The following is a 20,929-nucleotide window of genomic DNA, read 5'->3' as shown; positions in this document are numbered from 1 at the left end:
CCGCCGGCCCCGTGACCGGTTCGGGGGTCAGGACGGCTCGGTGCCCCAGACGAGCTTGCCGCCCAGATACACAGTGATCTTGGTGGAGTCCTGGTAGGAGGTGTTGCTGCCGAAGCTGTAGTCGTTGGCCTGGTTGAAGGACGACCAGTCGGTCTTGTTGAACCGGTTCTGGATCTGCCCGGTGGAGGCCCCGGCGGCCAGCGAGCCGGCGCCGCTGCCGAACGAGACCTGGAGGTAGTGGTCGGCGCCGGTGACCCCGGTGGTCATCCCGACCACCTTGCTGGAGACGTTGGAGCAGCCGATCACCGCGTAGTCGCAGTAGGTGGTGAAGGTGCTCGCGCCGCCGTCACTGGTGAACCAGTACCGGACGGTCACCTGCGAGAGGTCCACGGCGGTGCTGCCGGTGTTCACCAGCTGCAGACCGGGGCGGATCTGGTTGTCCGTCGCATTGGTGTCGTTGTCGGCGTACTGGACCTTCAGTGTCCCTCCGCCGCCGGTCCCGCCGCCGGAGGAGGCGGTGGTCGCCGACACTGCCGAGGAGGGCGAGGAGGTGTTGCCGGCCGCGTCGTACGCCGCCACCGTGTAGCTGTACTGGGTGGACGCGGTCAGGCCGGAGTCGGTGAAGGTGGTCGAGGCGGAGGTGCCGACCTTCGTCCCGTTGCGGTAGACGTCGTAGCCGGCCACCGGGGAGTCCGGGTCGGTGGACGCGGTCCAGGACAGCGAGACCCCGCTGCTGGTGGTGCCGGTGACGGTCAGCCCGGTCGGCACCGTCGGGGCGGTGGTGTCGCCGCCGCCGGTGGAGGAGCCGAGGGACGGGTAGGCGTTGGCGACCAGCATCTGGAACTGGTACGCGAACCACTGGCCGGCCGGGACGTCGTAGCCGGGGATGGCGTCGGTCGGGTAGGTGCCGCCGTTGCCGTCGGTCTGGGTGCCGGCGGGGTCGCAGTGCGGGTCGCCGTGGGTGTGGCTGGCGGTCGGGTAGTCGCCGTCCGACTCACCCGGCGGCTTGATCCAGACGAAGGCCTGCACCGGGTCGCCGCTGCCGTACGGGTTCGCCTGCGGGCGGGCGCCGATCCCCGCGCCGTTGACGTTGCACCAGTCGCCGCGGAACGGGCGCTGGTCGATCTTGTTGGCCGCGACGTAGTCGTTGACGTTGGTCGGGCTGGAGTTCAGCCGGGTCGGACGCGAGCTGCCGCCCCAGCCGTCGCGCGAGGTGTCGATGAGCATCCCGACCGAGCTGGGGAAGCCCGCGGAGACCATCGCCGAGTGCATCGCCTCGTCGTAGGTGTGCTCGTCGAAGTACGGGTTGTACTGGTAGAAGTTGGCCGAGTCCAGCGGCTGCCCGCCCACCTGGAGCGTGGAGTTGGGGAGGTAGGGCTCGTCGGTCGGGGTGTAGTTGGCGGTGTCCGAGATGAAGCCCTGGACGCTGTCGAAGCCGGCCGTGGTCGCCTTGACCACCTTGGCGTACTCCTGCGCGGCCGGGCCCATGTTGCTGGACCAGCCGAGCCAGCCGGAGTGGCCGATGTCCATGTAGTCGTAGACGTTCGAGATCGCGTGCAGCTTGTTCAGCGCGTACTCGATGCCGGTCTCGTAGTACGGGGTGGCGGTCGCGCAGGCGGTCTTCGACTGGTTGGTCACCGCGTTGGGGAGCGAGTCGGGCTCGACGATCGCGGCGATCCGCAGGTTGGCGTATTTGCTCTGGCCGAGCAGTGCGGCGATCGGGTCGATGTACTGCGACTCGTACTCGGTGAGGCCCGCGGCGGTGGCGGGGATCTCGCCGTTGGAGGCCAGTGCCGCGCAGTCGCGGCCGGGCAGGTCGTAGATCACCACCTCGAAGAGCACCGGGTTGGTGCTGCTCTGCGCCTGCGCCTCGGCGTCGTCCAGCTGGGCCTGGAGGCCGAGATGGGTGCTGTCGCCGGTGATGGCGCCGATGTGGTCCATCCAGATCGCGGTCTGGTACTGGGCCACGCCGGCCTCGGCGCTGCTGCCGTCCGAGGAGGCCTGGCTCTTCACCTCGCTCACGTAGTCGGGGTTGAGGTACGGACTCGCGCCGACGAACGGGTTGGCGACCCGGGCCGCGGGGGTGACCGCGGCACGGGCGCCGGCCGCGTCGGCGTTCTGCGGCGCGGCGGCCAGCGAGAGCGCGGCGCCGACCGCGAGGGTCGCCGCGACGGCGAGACCGCGCCGCGCCAGCGCGGGCGCCGGCGCGAACGCGGGCGCGGGCGGACCGTGGTGCTTCTCGCGCAGGTGCTTCTTGCGCAGGTGCATCGAGCGTTCCTCCGTGTCGGATCGACGTCCCGGCCGGCCGACATCCTCCATCGCGGATGGCGGGAACATGTCATTCGGAATGCCGGACGGGTCGGGCCGTAGCGGGCGGGACTGTGCACGCGATGGGCGAGCGCGGGGCGGGCCCGGGGTGGTGGACCTCGTCCGTGGGAGCGCTCCCACTAAGCGCAGGAGACTAGCGGGAACCACACAGCAGGGGAACTCCTTCCGCAAGTCTTTCTTGCACAACCTTCATGCACCACAGGCGACTTGGCGGGACCCACCAGCCTCCGCGCGGGCGAAGGGCCAGGTCGGGGCGATCGGCCCGGCGGCGCCCGTTCAAGCCCTGTCGGCTGGACGCCCTCAATCCCCGCCCCAATTTCGAAACTTGACCCCTCCTCGGCCGGTCCCCGCGGGCTGCCGCGGCCGGGTCGGCCTGACGTCGGGCGGGCTCGGGGCCACGGCCTTCCGGGGCTTTGGAACGGCCGGCCCCAGCGGCTCGACGGGAGCCGCCCGGCCCGCCGGGGGTGCGGCGGACGTGCGCCCGCCCGGGCGGCGTTGACGAGGGCTCAGGAAAAGTGATAGCCATTCACATTGTGAGGAGTCATCACATGAGGTCTGGGGCACGGCCGGTCGAGGCCGTGTTGGTGACGGGCTGCTCGTCCGGGATCGGGCGGGCGAGTGCGCTGGCGCTGCTGCGGGCGGGGTATCCGGTCTGGGCCTCGGCCCGGAGGGTCGGCGACCTGCGGGAGCTGGAGCGGGCCGGCTGCCGGGTGCTGGAACTGGACGTGACGGACGAGGCGGCCCGGGTGGCCGCCGTCCGCGCGGTCGAGGCCGAGCACGGGGCGGTCGGCGTGCTGATCAACAACGCCGGCCACGGCGGCGGCGGGCCGGTCGAGGAGGTCCCGCTGGAGAGCGTCCGGGAGACCTTCGAGACCAACCTCTTCGCCGTGGTCCGGATGTGCCAGCTGGTGCTGCCGGCGATGCGGGCCCGGCGCAGCGGACGGATCGTCACCATCGGCTCGGCCGCCGGACTGGTGACGCCGCCCACCGGCTGCCCGTACGCGATGACCAAGTACGCGCTGGAGTCGCTCTCCGACGCGCTCCGGCCCGAGGTCGCGCCCTTCGGCGTCCGGGTCTCGCTGATCGAGCCGGGAGCGGTGCGGACGCGGTTCCTGGAGAACAGCCGGTCCTGGACGCCGAAGGGCGCGGGCGAGGGCGCGAGCGAAGGCGTGAGCGCGGGCGCGGGCGACCCGTACGCCGCCTACAAGGAGAGCGTCGCGCGGATGGTCGCGCGGGCGCATCGCGAGGGCGCGCGCGGCGTGCTCTCGGCGGAGGAGGTGGCCGGGGTGGTCCTCAGAGCGGTCCGGTCGTCCGCGCCGAAGGCCCGCTACCGGGCCGGCTCGCAGGCGCGGCTGGCCCCCGTGGCGCGACGGCTGCTCGGCGACCGCGGCTGGGACGCGTTCATGCGCAGGCTGGTGCCGTTCCCGGTGGAGGCCGCCGCCTCCCGCCCGATCGCCGGAACGCGCTGATGGGCGGCGAAGGCGCCGGAGGGCGCGCGTCCGGGCCGGCCGGGCGGCAGGGCCGGTACCACCACGGCGATCTGCGGGAGGCGCTGATCGACACCGCCGTCGACCTCCTCGGCGAGCGCGGGGCCGCCACCTTCTCGATGGCCGAGGCGAGCCGGCGTCTCGGCGTCGCGTCCTCGGCGCCGTATCGCCACTTCACCGACCGCGAGGCGCTGCTCGCGGCGGTCGCCGTCCGCGCCGCGGGGCTGCTGGCCGAGCGACTGGCCGCCGAGTCCGGATCCGGCGGCCCCGAGGAGCGGTTGGCGGCCGCCGCCGCGGCCTATGTGCGCTTCGCCCACTCCGAGCGCGCCCTCTTCCTGGCGCTGTCCGGCTCCGCCCTGGACAAGGCCCGCCACCCCGGGATCGCCCGGGCGGCGGAGCCCGTCGCGGCCGCGTTCCTCGCCCCCGCCGCCGCCCTCGCGGACGGGGACCGCCGCACGGCCGAGCGGCTGGTCTCGGCCGTCGTCGCGACCGCCCACGGCCACGCGGCACTGCTCCTCGACGGCGTCTTCGCACCGGCGGGGGAAGCCGGGGACGCCGCACCCGCCGACACAGCCAGTACGGCCGACGCGGCCGGCACGGCCGGCACGGCCGAGTGCGCCGCCCGCCGCGCCGCGGCGGCCGTGCGCGCCCTGGTGGCGGGGCGCGACGCCCTCGTCTGAGGACGGACGGCGACCGGGGTCTGACAGGTTGTCAGTGGGGTGGCCTAGGGTCCGGAGCATGACTTCGCTCAGTTACGCGCGGTGCGCGGACGAGATCGCGGCGCAGGGGCGGTCGCTGGGAGCCGCCGTCGCGGATGCCGACATGTCGACCCGGGTGCCGAGCTGCCCGGAATGGGATCTGGCCCAGCTGCTGCGGCACGTGGGGCGGGTGCAGCGGTGGGCGGAGGAGATCGTCCGCACCCGGAGGACGGAGCCGGTGCCCGAGGACTTCTTTCCCCGGCTGGCCGAGGAGGAGAAGCAGCGGGAGGACGCGGGCGCGCTGGGCCCGTGGGTGGCCGAGGGCGCCGAGCGGCTCGCCGAGACGCTGCGCGCCACCGATCCGGCGACCCCCTTGTTCAGCCCCGGCCCGCCCGGCTCCGCGGGCTTCTACGCCCGCCGGTTCGCCCACGAGACTCTGATCCACCGCGCGGACGCGGTGCCCGCGCTGGGCGGCGAGTTCGCCCCGGAGCGGGAGGTGGCGCTGGACGCGCTGGACGAGTGGTTCGAACTGGGCTCGCTGCCCTTCCACTTCGAGGTCCACCCCCAGGTGCGGGAGCTCCTCGGCCCGGGCAACAGCGTCCACCTCCACGCCACCGACACCGACCCCGAGGCGCGGGCCGAGTGGGTGGCCGACCTCACCGGCGAAGCCCTCACCTGGCGCCGGTCCCACGAGAAGGCCCGGGTCGCGGTCCGCGGCCCGCTCACCGAACTGCTGCTCCTCGTCTACCGCAGGCGAGCCGCCGACACCCCGGGCCGGCCGCCGACGAAGGTCCTCGGGGACGCGGAGTTCCTCGACTTCTGGCTGGAGCGGGTGGCCTTCAACTGACACTGGGCCGCCACTACCGCCGCCGGTCCGGTCGCCCGTCGCCGTCGGACGCCATAGGCCGCGTTCCCGGCGCCGATCAGTCCGACCAGGCTCGCCGGCAGCCACAGGGCGAGGACCCCGGCCTGGTACCGGCCGAGGATCCAGAACACCCCGCCCAGGCCGGTCAGCAACCCCAGCACCAGTCCGAGGACGACGATCCCCAGCGTCGCCGCTCCCACGACGTCGGGCGAGGGGTTCCGCGCGACCACGACGGCGGCCGCGATCACCCCGATGCCGATCAGCAGGTAGAGCGCCCCGAGGACGCGGATCAGCCGTCCGCGCGCCGCTGCCCGCGGCCCCATCGCCCTCCCAACCGGGCTACGGGCTACGGGCTACGGGACCCCTCGCGCTCAGCCCCCCGCGACGAAGTCCGCGAGGCGGATCGGCAGGCGGCCGCCCAGGGTCTCGATCGTCGGGGTGACGTGGTAGAGCTCGTGGTGGGCGTCGATCGCGCGGAACAGGGCCCAGAGATGGTCGAGGTGGTCGACGGTGTGCTCGTCCCGGTAGATCGCCTCCGCCTGCCGGCGCCAGGTCTTCGGCGGTACGTCCACATAGCGGACGTGCCGGGGCCCGAACCCGCTGTACGTCTGCACCACCTGACCGACCGTCAGCACCTCGCCCACCAGCAGCACCACCGAGCCGGGCGGCTCCGCCCGCGGGTGGCCCAGCAGGCCGGCCGCCACCCGCGCCACGTCCTCGCCCGCCACCAGGGGCAGCACGGTGCCGCCGGGACCGAGCGGCATCCGCAGCTCCGAGCCCTCGCCGCCGGCCCGCAGCAGGAAGTCCAGGTTCTCGAAGAACACCGCCGCGCGGAGGTGGACGGCGCCCACCCCGGCCCAGTCGAAGACCTGCTCGGACACCCAGTGCTGGCGCATCCGCGGCGTGCCGGCGTCCGGGTCGGCGGCCAGCTGGGAGGTCTCGACGACCCGTTGGACGCCCTCCTCGCGGGCCGCGGCCGCGAACGCGCCGGTGGCCTCCAGCAGCCCGTCCGTCACGGGGTAGGTGAAGTAGGCGCTGCGCACCCCGCGCATCGCCCGCCGGGTGTCCTGGATCTCCCGGAGGTCGCCCACCACGACCTCCGCGCCGAGCTTGGCCAGTGCGGCCGCGCGCTCGTCCTCGTGATGCACCAGCGCCCGTACCGAACGGCCGCGCTCCAGCAGGATCCTGACGACATGTCGACCAGTCGACCCCTGCTGCCCACCGGCCGCCCCGGTGACCAGCACCGGCCCGTCCGGGTCCGTCCGACCGGCCGTCGTCACCGCTCGCCTCCCCCGGTCCCGGGCGCGACCCCGGCCGCGGGTGCCAGATGCAGCCGGAACGCGCCCGCCGCCTCCAGCGACCGCAGCAGCTCGCGGGGCTCCCAGGCCTCGGCCGGGCTGGACACCCCGCTCTTGCCCGGGCCGCGGCCCTCGGCGAGCCGGATGGCGCCCTCGACGGAGGCGAGGGCGGCGGCCCGCCACAGGTCCCGGCCGTCGAGGTGCCCGGAGATCACGGCGGGCGCGCCGTCCGGCCGGACGGGCCTTCCGCCGCCGTCCGGCCCCCCTCCGCCGGGTCCCGCGTCCACGTGCACCGCCACCGTGAACGTGCTCTGGGCCCGCTCCTCGTCGCCCATCTCCTCGCTCTCGAAGGTGCCGGGCTCCTGGAAGGTGGACTCGGTGAGCTGGACGTCCACCGCGCGGGCGGGGGTGTGCCGGGGCACGGTGATCGGCTCGAAGAACGGCATCGGGGTGATCACCTGACGGGGCCCGAGCGGCGGCGGGAAGGCGAAGACGGCGGTGCGAGGCTCCACATAGCCGGTGTGGAGCACGCCGTCCTGGAAGGTGATCCGCTGGGTCTCGGCGAAGAGCTGGCTCGCGGTCGCCTTGGCGGCGGCGGTCAGCCGCCAGCCGGACACCGCGTACCCGATCACCACCCGCTCCACCTCGGGGAGCCCGTGGGCGACCGCCCCGGCCAGCAGGTCCCCGAACCCGCCGTAGAAGCTGAGCCCGGGCACCAGCACCGCGCCGGAGCGCTGCGCGGGCGCCTGCAGGGTGTCGAAGACCCGCTTCACATGGTGGGGTTCGAGCCCGTGGTCGACATAGCCGCAGCCGGCCTCCGCCGCGGCGGCCGCCACCGGGGCACCGGTCACCGAGAACGGACCGGCGCAGTGCACCACCACATCGGCCCGCTCGGCGAGTCGGCGCAGCGCGGGTGCGTCCTCGACCCCGGCCGCCAGTACCGGTGCCTCCAGCCGGGCGCCGAGCTGCCGCAGGCCGGGTGAGTCGCGCCCGGACAGCAGCACCTCCCGCCCCAGTTCGCGCAGCCGCGAGACGACCAGCCGACCGGTGTGCCCGGTGGCTCCGTACACGGCGAAGAGCGGCGACGAGGTCATCACCCACCCGCTTCCCTTACCTGGGGGACGCAGCTTCGCGGCCGAAGCTACGCAAGCCCGATATGCCCGTCAACCGCCGGAGTTGCCAGTCTGGCCAGCCGGGCGAAGCGGTGCTTGTGGGGCGGGAACCGTGCCGCCCGGCGGGCCGGTCCGTCACATTTCCGGGGGCTGTCCCGTCGTAGGGGTGTCAGGCCGTTCGGCATCGCACGGAGCGAAGGATCGGGACCATGTCCGCTACCGGCACAGCAGCCACCATCGAATTGCTCGAGCGGTTCCATGCCGCGACCAACAGCGGGGACCCGGAGGTCCTGGCGAAGGCGATGGACGAGTTCGTCGCGCCGGACGTGGACTTCCACCCACCGGTGCCGATCGGCGGACTGTCGGGGCGGGAGGCGCTGAAGCTGGTCTGGGAGACCCTGCTGCGGGCCTTCCCCGACATCCACGTCTCCATCGAGGAGACGGTCGCTGAGGGCGACCGGGTGGTCTCCCGGAACCGGGTGACCGGCACCCACAGCGGCGAGTTCCAGGGCCTGCCGGCCACCGGGCGGACCGTCGACTACGGCGAGATCTTCATCCTCCGCGTCGCCGACGGCCGGATCACCGAGATCCGCGGGGTCGTGGACGCCCTCACCCAGCTGCGCCAACTCGGGCTGCTGCCGCCGGCCGGACGCCCCTGACGCGCGCGGCCCCGGCCGGCCCGGCTCGGCCTCCCCGCTCCCGGCCGGCCGGGTCCGCCGCCTTCGACCAGCAGTCTCCGGCGACGAACTGACGCCACATCAGCGACCGCTCCAAGGCGCCGAAGTCACGGCCCCCGGCCGACGTCCGGCGCATGGCCGATGCCCTGCGCCAGGCAGGTGTGGCAGCTCGGTGCCGTACGCGAGCCGGCGGACGGCGACGCCCGTCGCAGCGGCGAAAATCGTACGACGGTGCGGCATCGGATGCGGAAGACTGGCGCGAGCGCGAGCGCACACGGAGCGCGAACGAAGCGCGAACGGCGCGGAAGCGGACGACGGCGAGGGGGACCATGGGTTTCGCGCTTGAGCACCCGCTGCTGGAGGGGGCGCTGGTGCGGCTGGAGCCGCTGCGGCCGGAGCACGCGGCGGAGCTGGCGAAGGCGGCCGAGGAGGACCGGGACTCGTACCGGTTCACCTGGGTGCCGGCCGCGGACGAGGTGAGCGGGTACATCGACGCCCAACTGGCCCGCGCGGCAACGGGACGGCTCGCCCCCTACGCCCAGATCGACCAGGCCTCCGGCCGGGCGGTCGGCGCCACCGCCTACTGGGACCCCCGGCTCTGGCCGGCGCCGGACGGCGAGGAGCGGCTGTCCGCGATCGAGGTCGGCTTCAGCTGGCTCGCCGCCTCCGCGCAGGGCACCGGGATCAACAGCGAGTCCAAGTACCTGCTGTTCCGGCATGCCTTCGAGAGCTGGGGCGTGGCCCGCATCGACCTCAAGACGGACGCCCGCAACGCCCGTTCCCGAGCGGCCATCGAGGCGGTCGGCGGGCGGTTCGAAGGGGTGCTGCGGAACTGGTCCCGCTCCTGGGCGCCGGGCGAGGAGGGCCGCCTGCGGGACTCGGCGATCTTCTCCATCACGGCGGAGGAGTGGCCGGAGTGCCGGGCGGCCCTGGAGGCGCGGCTCGGCCGGTTCGTCAGCCGGGCGCGCTCCAACTGGGCCGGCGGATAGCGGCGGTAGCCGTTCAGCGGGTCGACGCGGGCGGGGCTCAGCAGCTCCAGTTCGTCGTAGAGCCGCAGCGCCTTGGGCGACGGCCCGGACGCCCTGGCGAAGGCCCCGATGGTCAGCCACTCCATTCCGGGTCCTCCGCTCCTCCTCGGGCCGGGCCCGTCCGCCCGGCCCCGCCGATGCTGCGGCTTCCCCCAGGGGGAAGGTCAACGGGGTCGGCCGGCGCCGCCGACAGCCGGCGTACGGAGGGTACGCTCAGCACCGCCGCGACGGCGCAGAGCTGCCAGAGCACACCGGCCCCGAGCAGCCGTCCCGCACCCACCGCCGCCGCGACCGGCCCGGCCAGTGCCAGCCCCAGGGGGCCCAGCGCGAAGGACCCCAGCGCGTCGAACGCCCCGATCCGGCCCCGGACCTCGGCCGGCACCTCGCTCTGGACGACCGCGCTGGACAGCGTCCCGCACACCGCCGCGCCCACCCCGGCCGGAAACGCCGCCGCCACCACCCAGCCGCCGCCCGCCCCAGGGCGAGCGCCCCGGCCGGCAGCGCCCAGCCGGCCGAGGCCGCCATCGACCAGAAGAGCGCCCGCCGGGGCCGCCGCCCCAGCAGCGCCACCCCGCCGGCCACGGAACCCGCGCCGTAGACGGCGAGGACGATCCCCCACTCCCCCGCGCCGCCGAGCCGCCGGGCGGCGATGACCGGACCGAGTACCAGGAAGGGCGCCCACAGCAGCAGGTTGAAGAGACCGATGTGGAGGGTGGTCACCCACAGCCAGGTCCGGGACGCGAACTCCCGCCAGCCGGAGACCAGTTCGGCCGCCAGCCCGGCGCGGCCGGGCAGTGTGCCGGCGGCCGGCGACACGGTCCGCAGCCCCCACAGCGCGACCACGCTCACCCCGTAGCTGGCGGCGTCGGCGGCGACCACCGTCCCCGCGCCGGCGACCGCCACCAGCAGTCCGGCCAGCCCCGGCCCGGCGACCGTGGCGACCGCCTTGGCGATCTGCAGCAGCGAGTTGGCCCTGGTGAGCTCGGCGGTGGGGACGAGTCCCGGCACCAGCGCGGTCAGGCCCGGCCCGAAGCCGCCCTCGCCCACCCCGAGGAGGACGGCGAGCAGCACCAGCTCCCAGAGCCGTGCCGCCCCGGTCAGCAGGAGGGCGGCGAGGGCGCCCTGGGCGGCGAACCGCAGCGCGTCCGAGCCGAGCATCACGGCCCGCGCGCCCAGCCGGTCCGTGAGCACCCCGCCGAGGAGCAGCACCACCAGCACGGCGACGATCCGCACCGCCATCACCAGGCCGACGGCGTCCGGCCCACCGCCGGGCAGCGCGAGGACGGCGAAGGCGGTGCCGACGGTGTTCATTCCGCTGCCGAGGAGCGAGGTGCTCTGCCCGATCAGGAAGCGGCGGAACGCGGGATGGCGCAGGGCGCGGCCACGGGAGTCCATGCCTCGGGAATCTGCCCCCGCCGACCACCCCCGCGCAAGGCCCTGGAACGGCGAAGTTGAGTCTTCCGGCATCAATTCGGCGAATTCTGGCAGCAGCCGCGGTAAATGCCGTCCGTTTACTGCGAATCCACTGGTGGATACCCTTGGCCGGAGAAGACCCGAAGGAGCTGCCGACCGATGGGAAGCCAGTCGTTTACTGCGGTACCGGTGGAATACGGCGCCGCCGTCGAGCGGTATCTGGCGAGCGCGGTGCTGAGCGCCGCCTCCGCCCGCGTCTACCGGATCTCGCTGACCGGCTTGGCCTGGCCGCTGGTCGGCCGGGGCACGCCGGTCGGCCGCGAACGCCGCGGAGCCGTGCCGCCGACTCTCCCGCTGGCGCTGCTGGACGGTGGCGGCGCCGAGGAACGCCTCCGGTCCGCCGTACGGATCCGCGCGGGGCAGGTGGACCGGCGCACCCTGGGGCGCGAACTGGCCTGCCTCCGCTCGGCGTTGACCTGGTGGCGGGCGCAGGGCTGGCTGACCGTCGACCCGGCCGCGGCACAGGCGCCGAAGCCCCCACCCGAGCCGGAGCGGGAGCCCGAGCCGGAACCGACGGACCACCTGAGCACCCGGAGGCCGACCGACGGGCCCGCCGGCGAGCCGGCCGCGGATGCCCGCACCGCCGCCCGCGCCACCGCCGCCCGCGCCGCCCTCGCCCTCCCCGCCCCGTTGCGCGAGTTGACGCTCTGGCACCTCGTCCACGAGTCCGGCGCGCCGGTCGGCCGGCTGCTCGCCCTGGACATCGAGCACCTCGACCTGCCGGGCCGCGGCACCAGGCCCAACGCCGGTACGCCGCCCGTCCGCTGGGGCCCCGGAACCGCCCGGCTGCTGCCGATGCTGCTGCTCGGCCGCGCCTCCGGCCCGGTCTTCGTCACCGACCGCCGCGCGCCCGCGAGCACCCCGCCGGCCGACCGCTGCCCGGTGACCGGCCGCGGCCGGCTGTCCTACCGCCGGGCCGCGGAGCTCTTCGCCGCCGCGACCGCCCGGCTGGACCCGGACGGCCGCGGCCTGCCCCTCCTCGCCCTGCGGGTCAGCCGCCGAGGGCGTGCACCATCGCGGTGATGGCACGCATCTGCGGGGCGCTCTTCAGGGCGAAGTCCGCGCCGTCGTAGCCGAACCAGTCCCAGCAGCCCTGCGGGTTGTAGGGCAGGGTGCTCGCGATGGCCTGCGGATACAGCACCACCAGGTCGTTGGTGTCGGCGTAGGTGTCGAGGTTGCCGAGCCGGGCGAACTCGTCGCCCAGCAGGTACTGGCCGGACAGGCAGCCGTGCAGCGCGACCACCAGCTTGCAGGCCGCGCCGGCGGCGCAGGACGGCGAAATGTAGACCTGCCCGGTGGTGTCCATGCTGAGCGCGGGCGCCGAGCCGCCGGGAGCGTAGCCGTTCTGGTCGAACCGGCTCAGCGTCCCCCGCGGGGCACCGGTGTCGGGCGCCTCGACGGTGCCGAGCCAGCTGCGCAGCATCTCGCCCTCGGGGTCGTCCCCGCAGTCGTTCATGAACGGTGCCGAGGTCAGCGAGCAGGCCACCGGACCGTACGGGGTGACCCAGGAGTGCCCGGCGGGGTCGGTGTCGTGGTACGTGGTACGGGCGCCGAAGTGCTGGTAGAAGCTCACACCGGCGTCCGAGACCGCCGAGTTCACCACGGGGTCGGCAGTGCCGTGGTAGGTGTACACCGGCTTCCCCTGAAGGTCGGCGACGGGGTCGATGCGGCCCTGCTGCGACCAGGTGGCGGCCTGCTGTTCCAGGGTGCCGAGGCCGATGCCCAGATCGCAGGCGTCGAAGCCGACGACGGTGCCCTGCCCGCAGTCGTAGGGTCCGGCGGCGACGATCCCGGCCCCCTTGAAGGTGGCCGAGTAGGCGACCTGGAGCTGGGTGGCCATGAAGCCGCCGGAGGAGACGCCGGTGACGTAGTCGCCGGTGATGTCGAGTCGCGGCAGGGGCGGGGCGGACGCGGCCTGCGCCGGGGCGGCCGGGACGACCAGGCCGAGCGCCGACAGCGCGGCGGCCGCGAGGGCGGCGGTGCCGGTGACGGCCAGGGCTCTGGCCCTCCCGGACAGGAGGCGGGACGGGCGAAACCTCATGGGACACACTCCGTTGGGTGGCGGGGAATCCTCCGGGCCAATCGTTCGATCGGTTTCCGCATGGGTGCTGAGCCACCATCGGCCCCCGACGGAGCCATGTCAACGGTGCTCGCAGCGCCCCGGTCCTTGACAGCGGGCGCTCGGCGGCCAAGGCTGGCCCAATCGATCGATTGGCTGCCCGGAAGGAACCCACAGGTGGAGGATCCCGGTTGGGAGCCGCGCCGGCTGACGGCCGTCGCCCCGGTGCTGCCGGACGGGGTGACCCCGCCCGGTACGCGCGGGAGGGTGCTGGAGGCGGCGCTCGGGGTGTTCGCCGACATCGGCTTCGCTGCCGGGTCGATCCGGCGGATCGCCGCCGCGGCCGGGATCAACTCGGCGACGCTGTACACCCATTACCCGTCCAAGGAGCACATCCTGGCGGCGCTGGTCCGGATCGGCCACGAGGAGACCAGGGCCCGGCTCGCCGAGGCCCTGGCCACCGCCCGTCCGACGGCCGCCGCCCGGCTGGCCGCGCTGGTGCGGGCGCATGTCCTGGTGCACGCCGACCACCCCCTGCTGGCCGTGGTCACCAACGGCGAGCTGCACTGCCTCTCCCCCGAACTGGCCGCCCCCGCCCTGGAGTTGCGCAAGGACTCCCGGCGGATGTTCCTCGACGTCCTGGAGGAGGGGGTGACCGCCGGCGAGTTCGACCTGCCGGACGTCCTGCTGGCCGCCACCGCGATCGGTTCGATGGGCCTGCGGGTGGCCCACTGGTTCGGCCCCGACCAGGCCTTCACCCGCGAACAGGTCGCCAACTCCTACGCCCAGTACGCCCTCCGCGTGGTCGGCGTCTACCGCTGACCGGTACCCGGCCGCACCGCGGACCCGAGCACCCCGCCATCCCCTGGAGCCGCCCCATGAACCCGATCGTCCGCACCCGCGCGGGAGCGGTACGCGGCCTGCGCGGCGCGCACGGCGCCGCCTTCCTCGGCCTGCCGTACGCCGCCCCGCCGTTCGGCGAGCGCCGCTTCCTGCCGCCCCGCCCGGTCGCCCCCTGGACGGGGGTGCGGGAGGCGGTCGAGCACGGCCCGACGGCCCCCAAGGCGCCCTACGCCGCCCCCTTCGACCGCCTGATCCCGGAGAACTTCATCGCCGGCGAGGACTGCCTCAACCTCAACGTCTGGACCCCCGAACCGGGCGCCGGCCCCCGGCTGCCGGTGATGGTCTGGCTGCACGGCGGCGCCTTCGCCAACGGCTCCAACTCCGTGGCCGGGTACGACGGTTCGCGGTTCGCCCGGGACGGGGTGGTGTGCGTCGGGGTCAACTACCGGCTGGGCGCGGACGGCTTCCTCCACCTCGGCGGCGAGGACCGCGCCAACCTCGGGCTGCTGGACCAGATCGCCGCCCTGGAGTGGGTCCGCGACAACATCGCGGACTTCGGCGGAGACCCCGGCAACGTCACCGTCTTCGGCGAGTCGGCCGGGGCGATGGGCATCGGGGCGCTGCTCGCCATGCCCGCCGCCGAGGGGCTCTTCCACCGCGCGGCCCTGCAGAGCGGCGCCGCCCAGCACACCCTGAGCACGGACAGCGCCCGGCTGGTCGGCCGTCGGCTCGCCGAGGTGCTCGGCGTTCCGGCCGACCGGACCGCGCTGGCCGGCGTCCCGGTCGAGCGGCTGGTCGAGGCCGGGCAGCGGCTGAGGGCGGAGATCTCCGCCGACCCCGATCCCGCCCGCTGGGGCGAGGCCGCCCGGAACATCATGCCCTTCGAGTCGGTGGTGGACGGCCGCACCCTGCCCCGGCCGCCGCTGGAGGCGATCGCGGACGGCAGCGCGGCCGGGATCGACCTGCTGGTCGGCAGCAACGCGGAGGAGTTCCGCTTCTTCCTGGTGCCCCCCGGCCTGATCGACGCGGTCACCGAACCGCTGCTGCGGGCGCGCGCGGCCGGCTACGGGCTGGACCCGGACACCGCCCTCGCCGTCTACGCCAAGAGCCGCCCGGAGGCCTCGTACGGCGACCTGCTGGCGGCCGTCGGCACCGACTGGTTCTACCGCGTCCCCGCGATCCGCCTGGCCGAGGCGCATGCGCGGACCCGTCAGGGCGCCACCTTCGTCTACGAGTTCGCCTGGCGGCCGCCGACGTTCGGCGGGCGGCTCGGCGCCTGCCACGCCTCGGAGATCGCCTTCGTCTTCGACAACCTGGACGACCCGGGCTTCACCCCGCTGCTCGGCGAGGCGCCGCCGCAGCCGGTGGCCGACGCGATGCACTCCGCCTGGGTGTCCTTCGCCGCCACCGGCGACCCCGGCTGGCCCGCCTACGACCCGGGCCGCCGCGCCACCATGCGGTTCGACCTCGCCTCCGAGGTGCTGGACGACCCGCGCCCCGAGGAGCGGACGGTGTGGGAGGGCCTCCGCTGACGGACGCGCCCCCACCAGCCGCCGCCGGGCGCACCGGGACCTCAAGGTTACTTACCCGTCAGAAAGTTACTGCACCGTAACCGACCGGCGGGTTACCGGCCGGAAACATCCGGGGTTAGCCTCCGAACGTCCTGTGACGGCTGGAACAAGGGAGTTCCCATGCGACACCCGGAACACCGACCGCACCGTCCGCACCGTCCGCACCGGTCGCGCCGGTCGCGCCGGCTGCTCGCCACCGGGGCACTGGTGGTCGCCGCCGCCGTCGGCCCGCTCGGCTCCACGGCGGCCACCGCGGCGCCGGCCGCCTCGGCCGCCCCGGGCGCCCCGGCGGCGACCGGGCAGAGCACCGGCGCCGCCGGCCCCCAGGAGGTGTCCCGCGGGGTCGCCATCCCCCCGTTCTACGACCCGCCGGCGCAACTGCCCTCCACCGACGGCGCGCTGGTCCGCACCGAACCGCTGCGCCTGGCACTGTCGCTGCCCGGCCTGAACGGACCGCTGCCCGGCACCGCCACCCGGCTGATGTACCGGTCGACCGACTCCGGCGGCCGGCCGGTCGCGGTCACCGGCGCCTACATCCAGCCCAGCGCCGCCTGGCACGGCACCGGCCCCCGCCCGGTGGTGGCAGTGGCCTCCGGCACCATGGGCCAGGGCGACCAGTGCGCCCCCTCGCTGGCCCTGCAGAACCCGCTGACCGTCACCGCGGGCACCCTCTCGGTCGGCTACGAGGACCTGGGCATCTACCGCCTGCTGGCGCGCGGCATCGCCGTGGTGGCCACCTACTATGTCGGGCTCGGCAGTACCGACCGGCTGCACACCTACGTCAACCGGGTGGACGAGGGACACGCCCTGCTGGACGCCGTGCGGGCCGCCCGCGAGCTCCCCGGCACCGACCTGGCGCCGGACTCGAAGGTGGGCCTCTACGGCTACAGCCAGGGCGGCGGCGCCAGTGCGGCCGCCGCCGAGCTCCAGCCCTCCTACGCCCCCGACGTCCAGCTGGCCGGCGTCTACTCGGGCGCGCCGCCCGCGGATCTCGCCGCCGTGGTGAAGGGCATCGACGGCAGCGCCCTGGCCGGCGCCCTCGGCTGGTCCATCAACGGATTCGCGCAGAGCTACCCGCGGTTGAAGGCGGTCGTCGACCGGTACGTCAACGCGCAGGGGAAGGCCGCCCTCGCCGACCTGTCCACGATGTGCGTGGGTGACGCGATCCTCCACTACGGCTTCCAGCGGAGCACCTCCTGGACCAAGGACGGCGAATCGCTCAGCCGGATCATCGCCGAGGTCCCGGCGCTCCAGCAGGTCCTGGACGACCAGCGGATCGGCGACGGCGAGCCCGCGTCCGGGGTGCCGGTACGGATCGCCACCGGGACCCGGGACGACATCGTCCCGCACGCCCAGGCCCGGCAGTTGGCCGTCGAGTGGTGCGCCAAGGGCGCCGACGTCGACTACGTCCCGGTCCGGCTGCCCAACCTCGGCGACAAGCTCCTCACCAACCACCTGGCCCCGATGATCGCCGACCAGACCGCCGCCATCTCCTGGATGGCCGACCGCCTCAACGGCGAGCCGGCCGCCTCGAACTGCGCCGGACTCCCGTCCCAGCCCTGAGGGTTCCCCAAGCCGCCGCCCCCGGCCCAGTCCTCCCGTCCCGGGTCAGTCCACGCACGGGATGCCGCCGGCCTGGACCGCCTGCCCCTGGAACGGGATGGCCGAGCCGCCGCCGGACGAGGCCGCGCCGCCCCCGGTGGCCGGCGGCGGGGTGAAGCCCGCGCCGAGGACCACCTCGACATGGCCGGGGGCGACCGACCCGGACGCGGTCGCGCCCGCCCCGCCGCCCAGCCGGCCGGCGATCTGCCCGGCCGCCGCCGCGGCGCCGCTGCCGTAGCGGACCAGGGTGCGGGCGGCGGGCGCGGCGTTGGCCACCCGGCCGCGGGTGTACCCCGCGGCGGCCAGCGCGTCCGCCTCGGCCGCGGCGCCGCCGTCCACCCCCGAGCCGTTGTAGACGTCGACCACCGCGTGGGCGACGGACGCCGGGGAGGTGGAGGCGGACGCCGAGGAGGGGGCGGGCGCGGCGGACGGCGCCGGCTCGGTGACCCGGCGGACGATCCGCTGGATCTGCGCCGGGTCCACCAGGTTGACCGACTCCCCGCCGCGGGTGCCGAAGCCCTGGATCGGCAGGGTGTTGAACGCGATATGACCGCCCGTCAGATTCGGTGCCTGCTGGGCGAAGTCCAGCACGTTCCACCGGTCGTCCAGCACCACGTCCTTCTTCACCACCGAGAAGAGCGACTGCATCCGGCCCAGGTCGGAGAAGAGTCCCTGCTGCTTGAGCTTGTACTCCACCGAGGCCAGGAAGGCCTGCTGACGGTGCGTCCGGTCCAGGTCGCCGCCGGTCAGGTTGTGCCGCTGCCGGACGAAGGCCAGGGCCTGCGAGGCGTCCAGGGTGTTGAGGCCGGCGTGGAAGTCGGCGCCGGAGCCCTGCCCGGCCATCGCCGGATCGGAGGTGACGTGCTTGAGGCAGACCGTGATCGGCTGCACCACCTGCGCGATGTCGTAGAAGCCGAGGAGGTTGACCTCGGCGAAGTGGTCCACCCGCAGGCCGAGGAGCTTCTGCACGGTGGTGATGGTCGCCTCCCGGCCGACCTCGCGGCTCTTCTGCTCCAGGGCGGCGCCGGTCAGCCCCTGGGCCCGGAGCCCGGGCACGGCCGCGGCCTTGGCCAGCCCGTAGGCCTCCTTGATCTTGTGCATTCCCTGCGGGCGGCCGTCCCCGTCATAGGTCTCCACGTAGTCGTCGCGCGGGACGGAGAAGGCCTGCACCTTGCCGCCGCCGTGCGGGATGTGCAGCAGGATCAGGGTGTTGGTGTTGTAGCCGCCGATGTCGCTGGAGCCGGCGTGGAGTTCGGTCTGCACGAACCGTCTGGGGAGGTCGTTCCCGTTCTGGTCCTTCCGGCTGTCCAGGCCGATCAGGAGGAGGTTGACCGCGTCGCCCGCCGCGGGCGGGGCGCCCTTCCCGGTCACCGAGAGGGCGTCGGAGGTGCGCAGGCCGTCGGTCAGCGAACCGTAGCCGTACCAGGAGCATCCGGCGACCACCAGCACCGTCGCGGAGAGCGCCGCGGCGCCCAGCCGGCCGGCGACCGCCAGCCGGGAGCGCCGCCGGACTCCGGTACCCACCCTGGCCAATCCCGTCCCTCCCGCCGTGCGGCTCCCCGATCCGACCACCGCACCATATGCGCGGGCGCACCGGACCGCGGCGAACGCCGGGTCACCGGGCGTGCCGCGACCGCGCGCGGCAGGGCCGGCGGCCTGGCCCGCGCCCGGTCGTCAACTCCGGTGGCCGAAGCGGTCGATGATCCAGTCGACATGGCGGGCGGCGGTCGAGCAGCGCCGCCCCACATGCGGCGCGAGCAGCCGCGGGGTGGCGACCCCGCCCGCGCCCGCGAAGCCGCCCCGGGCCGCCGCCTCCTCCGCCGCGGCCGCGGCCAGTTCGGTCAACCGGAGGCCGGCCCGCCCGAGTTCGTCCAGCAGGCGCTTCCGGTGCCCCGGCCGGCGGGCGTGCACCGCGGCCGCCCACAGGCCCTCGATCTCCGCGACGGCCGCGCCCAGGTGGAGTTCGCTCGCGTTCCCCGCCTCGCCCGAAGCGGCCGGCACCACACGCTGCGACACTGCTCCCCAGCACCTCCCGAAACGCCGGTGGACCTTGCTGGAGAAGGACGCACCGGGGGCCGCGAGGGTTCCGCTTCCCCGGGCCGGCGCGGATAATCGGCGCGTATGCAGCTGCTGCCGTTCGCCGCCGAGCCCTTCACCGCGCCGACCGACCGGGACATGCTGCCGTCCGAGCGACGGGAGTTCGTCCGCACCCACCGCACCTGCGTCTTCGGCCACCGCCGCCGCAACGACGGGCCGGGGATGTCGGTGGTCTACTACGTCCCCACCGACGAGGACGAGCTCCTCGTCTCCACGATGGCCGGCCGCGGCAAGGCCAGGACGGTCGCCCGGGACGGCAAGGTATCGCTCTGCGTCCTGGACGAGCGCTGGCCCTTCAGCTACCTCCAGGTCTACGCGGACGCGGTGGTCGACCGCGATCCGGCGCTGGCGGTGGACGTGCTGATGGCGGTCGGCTGGCGGATGTCCGGCCAGCGACTGGCCGAGGAGGCGAGGCCGTTCGTCGCCAAGCGCTGCGAGGCCGAGGAGCGGGTGGTGCTGCGCTGCCGGCCGTACGGGACCTTCGCCACGCCGCCCCGCCACCTCTACACCAACGAGCAGTTGGCGGTCCTCACCCACTGGACCTCCTCGGTGCTGCCCTGGGACGCGGCCGACCCTGCCGCCCGGCATTGACAGGCCCGGTCCGCAACCGGGATGCTCCGGCCTCATGACCAGCGCAGCCACTCGCCGGATCGACCGGGCGGAGGCCCAGGCGGTCCTGGCCGCCCAGCCGTTCAGCGTCCTCCTCGGCACCCGGCTCGCCGGGTTCGGGGACGGGACGGCCACCCTGGAACTCGACTTCAGGGACGACCTCCTCCAGCAGAACGGATTCCTCCACGGCGGAGTGCTGTCCTACGCCGCCGACAACGCGATCACCTTCGCGGCCGGCGCGGCGGCCGGGCCCGAGGTGCTGACGGCGGGTTTCACCATCGACTACCTGCGGCCGGCGCGCGGCGCTGTGCTCCGCGCCCGCGCCGAGGTGGTCCGCGCGGGGCGCACCCGCGTGGTCGTCCGCTGCGACCTGACCGTCCACCCGGCGGACGGCGGCCCGGGGATGCTGTGCGCGGTCGCCCAGGGGACGGTCTCGGTCGCCGGGGGCTGACCCGGCCCGGCCGCGACCCGCACGGCAGGGCCCGCCGTACGGCCGGGCCCGCCGCACGGCCGGCCGGCTTGCGGCATCATCGGCCGAGGACCGAACCACCCGAGCGATCCGGACGGAGACCGGCGATGGCGAGTCTGCAGTACCAGTGCGCGATGTCCCTGGACGGCTTCATCGCCGGCCCCGGCGGCGACATGTCCTGGCTCGCCGGCTACCTCGCCCCGGACCCGGCGGCCGCCGAGCTGACCCGGCAGACCGGCGCCCTCCTGGTCGGCCGCCGCACCTTCTCCGGCGACGACCCGTACCGCGGCACGGAGAACGAGGGCGAGCCGTACGGCGGGGGCTGGGACGGCCCGCAGTTCGTGGTGACCCACACCGTGCCGGCGGCCGCGCCCCGGCCCGGCATCACCTTCGTCACCGACCTGGACACCGCGATCGGGGCGGCCAAGGCGGCCGCCGGCGAGTCCGACGTCGGCGTGCTGGGCGCGCGGATCGCCGCCCAGTGCATCGCGAAGGACCAGCTCGACGAGATCTTCGTGTCCATCGTGCCGGTCCTGCTCGGCGACGGCGTCCGGCTCTTCGAGCGGCCTGGCGGCGCCGGCCCGGTCCCGCTGGAGCGGGTCGCGCTGACCGAGTCCCCCACCGCCACCAGCCTCCGCTTCCGCGTCCTGCGCGGCTGACCGCCGGTCGCGGGGGGCTGGGGCGATCTTGTGTCGGTGCGCACCCGTAAACTG

General features: G+C 74.7%; 20 protein-coding genes and 1 pseudogene. 12 read left to right on the top strand and 9 right to left on the bottom strand.

The window, feature by feature from the left end; genetic code table 11:
* Positions 1–27: 27 nt before the first annotated feature.
* Positions 28–2,268, bottom strand: coding sequence for a glycoside hydrolase family 6 protein (locus BS73_RS32110; protein ID WP_084704516.1), 2,241 nt, complete (start codon positions 2,266–2,268; stop codon positions 28–30).
* Positions 2,269–2,876: 608 nt separating this feature from the next.
* Between BS73_RS32110 and BS73_RS32105 the strand changes: the two genes are divergently transcribed.
* From BS73_RS32105 to BS73_RS32095, 3 genes are read left to right on the top strand one after another with little or no spacing between them, the layout of a single operon-like run.
* Positions 2,877–3,797 carry an SDR family NAD(P)-dependent oxidoreductase gene (locus tag BS73_RS32105; protein ID WP_037577870.1) on the top strand — a complete coding sequence of 307 codons (921 nt, stop codon included), beginning with the start codon at positions 2,877–2,879 and terminating at the stop codon, positions 3,795–3,797.
* Positions 3,797–4,495, top strand: coding sequence for a TetR/AcrR family transcriptional regulator (locus BS73_RS32100; protein WP_051941236.1), 699 nt, complete (start codon positions 3,797–3,799; stop codon positions 4,493–4,495). The genes BS73_RS32105 and BS73_RS32100 overlap by 1 nt, the downstream gene beginning before the upstream one ends.
* A gap of 58 nt (positions 4,496–4,553) precedes the next feature.
* Positions 4,554–5,360, top strand: coding sequence for a maleylpyruvate isomerase family mycothiol-dependent enzyme (locus BS73_RS32095; RefSeq protein WP_037577869.1), 807 nt, complete (start codon positions 4,554–4,556; stop codon positions 5,358–5,360).
* On the opposite strand, the gene BS73_RS32090 is transcribed toward BS73_RS32095, so the two are convergent.
* The 3 genes from BS73_RS32090 to BS73_RS32080 are packed head-to-tail and all read right to left on the bottom strand — an operon-like array spanning position 5,258 to position 7,770.
* Positions 5,258–5,701: a hypothetical protein gene (locus BS73_RS32090; RefSeq protein ID WP_037577868.1), complete on the bottom strand. Its 444-nt coding sequence runs from the start codon at positions 5,699–5,701 to the stop codon at positions 5,258–5,260. The two genes, BS73_RS32095 and BS73_RS32090, sit on opposite strands and share 103 nt — an antisense overlap.
* Positions 5,702–5,749: 48 nt before the next feature.
* Positions 5,750–6,658, bottom strand: a complete 909-nt coding sequence (locus BS73_RS32085; RefSeq protein ID WP_051941235.1) for an NmrA family NAD(P)-binding protein — start codon at positions 6,656–6,658, stop codon at positions 5,750–5,752.
* Positions 6,655–7,770 (bottom strand): saccharopine dehydrogenase NADP-binding domain-containing protein, encoded by a 1,116-nt coding sequence (locus tag BS73_RS32080; protein ID WP_051941234.1) that lies wholly within the window; start codon positions 7,768–7,770, stop codon positions 6,655–6,657. The genes BS73_RS32085 and BS73_RS32080 overlap by 4 nt, the downstream gene beginning before the upstream one ends.
* Positions 7,771–7,997: 227 nt before the next feature.
* On the opposite strand from BS73_RS32080, the gene BS73_RS32075 reads away from it, so the two are divergent.
* The gene (locus BS73_RS32075) at positions 7,998–8,447 is read left to right on the top strand and encodes an ester cyclase (RefSeq protein WP_051941233.1); all 450 of its coding nucleotides are present in this window, start codon (positions 7,998–8,000) and stop codon (positions 8,445–8,447) included.
* Between the two features lie 347 nt (positions 8,448–8,794).
* Positions 8,795–9,454 (top strand): GNAT family N-acetyltransferase, encoded by a 660-nt coding sequence (locus BS73_RS32070; protein ID WP_037577867.1) that lies wholly within the window; start codon positions 8,795–8,797, stop codon positions 9,452–9,454.
* Here BS73_RS32070 and BS73_RS36800 read toward each other — a convergent pair.
* Positions 9,421–9,579 (bottom strand): annotated as a pseudogene (locus BS73_RS36800) (MerR family DNA-binding transcriptional regulator); the annotation flags it as partial. The gene BS73_RS32070 and the pseudogene BS73_RS36800 sit on opposite strands and share 34 nt — an antisense overlap.
* 127 nt (positions 9,580–9,706) lie before the next feature.
* Complete coding sequence (locus tag BS73_RS32065; protein ID WP_051941232.1) at positions 9,707–10,888, bottom strand: MFS transporter; 1,182 nt, start codon at positions 10,886–10,888, stop codon at positions 9,707–9,709.
* Between the two features lie 207 nt (positions 10,889–11,095).
* Here BS73_RS32065 and BS73_RS32060 point away from each other — a divergent pair, with 207 nt between their 5' ends.
* On the top strand, positions 11,096–11,989 hold the full coding sequence (locus BS73_RS32060) for a hypothetical protein (RefSeq protein WP_051941231.1): 894 nt from the start codon (positions 11,096–11,098) through the stop codon (positions 11,987–11,989).
* Here the strand turns inward: BS73_RS32060 and BS73_RS32055 are convergent.
* On the bottom strand, positions 11,958–13,007 hold the full coding sequence (locus BS73_RS32055) for an extracellular catalytic domain type 2 short-chain-length polyhydroxyalkanoate depolymerase (RefSeq protein WP_051941230.1): 1,050 nt from the start codon (positions 13,005–13,007) through the stop codon (positions 11,958–11,960). The genes BS73_RS32060 and BS73_RS32055 overlap by 32 nt on opposite strands.
* Positions 13,008–13,202: 195 nt before the next feature.
* Here BS73_RS32055 and BS73_RS32050 point away from each other — a divergent pair, with 195 nt between their 5' ends.
* The 3 genes from BS73_RS32050 (at position 13,203) to BS73_RS32040 (ending at position 17,002) form a co-directional block, all read left to right on the top strand.
* Positions 13,203–13,847 carry a TetR/AcrR family transcriptional regulator gene (locus BS73_RS32050; RefSeq protein ID WP_037577865.1) on the top strand — a complete coding sequence of 215 codons (645 nt, stop codon included), beginning with the start codon at positions 13,203–13,205 and terminating at the stop codon, positions 13,845–13,847.
* A gap of 56 nt (positions 13,848–13,903) precedes the next feature.
* Complete coding sequence (locus BS73_RS32045; protein ID WP_037577864.1) at positions 13,904–15,400, top strand: carboxylesterase/lipase family protein; 1,497 nt, start codon at positions 13,904–13,906, stop codon at positions 15,398–15,400.
* Between the two features lie 159 nt (positions 15,401–15,559).
* Positions 15,560–17,002, top strand: a complete 1,443-nt coding sequence (locus BS73_RS32040) for a lipase family protein (protein ID WP_037577863.1) — start codon at positions 15,560–15,562, stop codon at positions 17,000–17,002.
* A gap of 45 nt (positions 17,003–17,047) precedes the next feature.
* Here the strand turns inward: BS73_RS32040 and BS73_RS32035 are convergent, their stop codons facing one another.
* Complete coding sequence (locus BS73_RS32035; protein WP_235215600.1) at positions 17,048–18,565, bottom strand: LCP family protein; 1,518 nt, start codon at positions 18,563–18,565, stop codon at positions 17,048–17,050.
* Positions 18,566–18,715: 150 nt separating this feature from the next.
* Positions 18,716–19,057: a hypothetical protein gene (locus BS73_RS32030; RefSeq protein WP_152617798.1), complete on the bottom strand. Its 342-nt coding sequence runs from the start codon at positions 19,055–19,057 to the stop codon at positions 18,716–18,718.
* A gap of 105 nt (positions 19,058–19,162) precedes the next feature.
* Here BS73_RS32030 and BS73_RS32025 point away from each other — a divergent pair, with 105 nt between their 5' ends.
* The 3 genes from BS73_RS32025 (at position 19,163) to BS73_RS32015 (ending at position 20,875) form a co-directional block, all read left to right on the top strand.
* The gene (locus BS73_RS32025) at positions 19,163–19,729 is read left to right on the top strand and encodes a pyridoxamine 5'-phosphate oxidase family protein (protein ID WP_037577861.1); all 567 of its coding nucleotides are present in this window, start codon (positions 19,163–19,165) and stop codon (positions 19,727–19,729) included.
* A 34-nt stretch (positions 19,730–19,763) separates the two neighbouring features.
* Positions 19,764–20,198: a PaaI family thioesterase gene (locus tag BS73_RS32020; RefSeq protein WP_037577860.1), complete on the top strand. Its 435-nt coding sequence runs from the start codon at positions 19,764–19,766 to the stop codon at positions 20,196–20,198.
* A 125-nt stretch (positions 20,199–20,323) separates the two neighbouring features.
* The gene (locus BS73_RS32015) at positions 20,324–20,875 is read left to right on the top strand and encodes a dihydrofolate reductase family protein (protein ID WP_037577859.1); all 552 of its coding nucleotides are present in this window, start codon (positions 20,324–20,326) and stop codon (positions 20,873–20,875) included.
* The last annotated feature ends 54 nt before the right edge of the window (positions 20,876–20,929 follow it).

This window comes from Phaeacidiphilus oryzae TH49 (assembly GCF_000744815.1).
GTDB lineage: Bacteria > Actinomycetota > Actinomycetes > Streptomycetales > Streptomycetaceae > Phaeacidiphilus > Phaeacidiphilus oryzae.
This window is presented reverse-complemented; position numbering and strand designations above follow the sequence as displayed.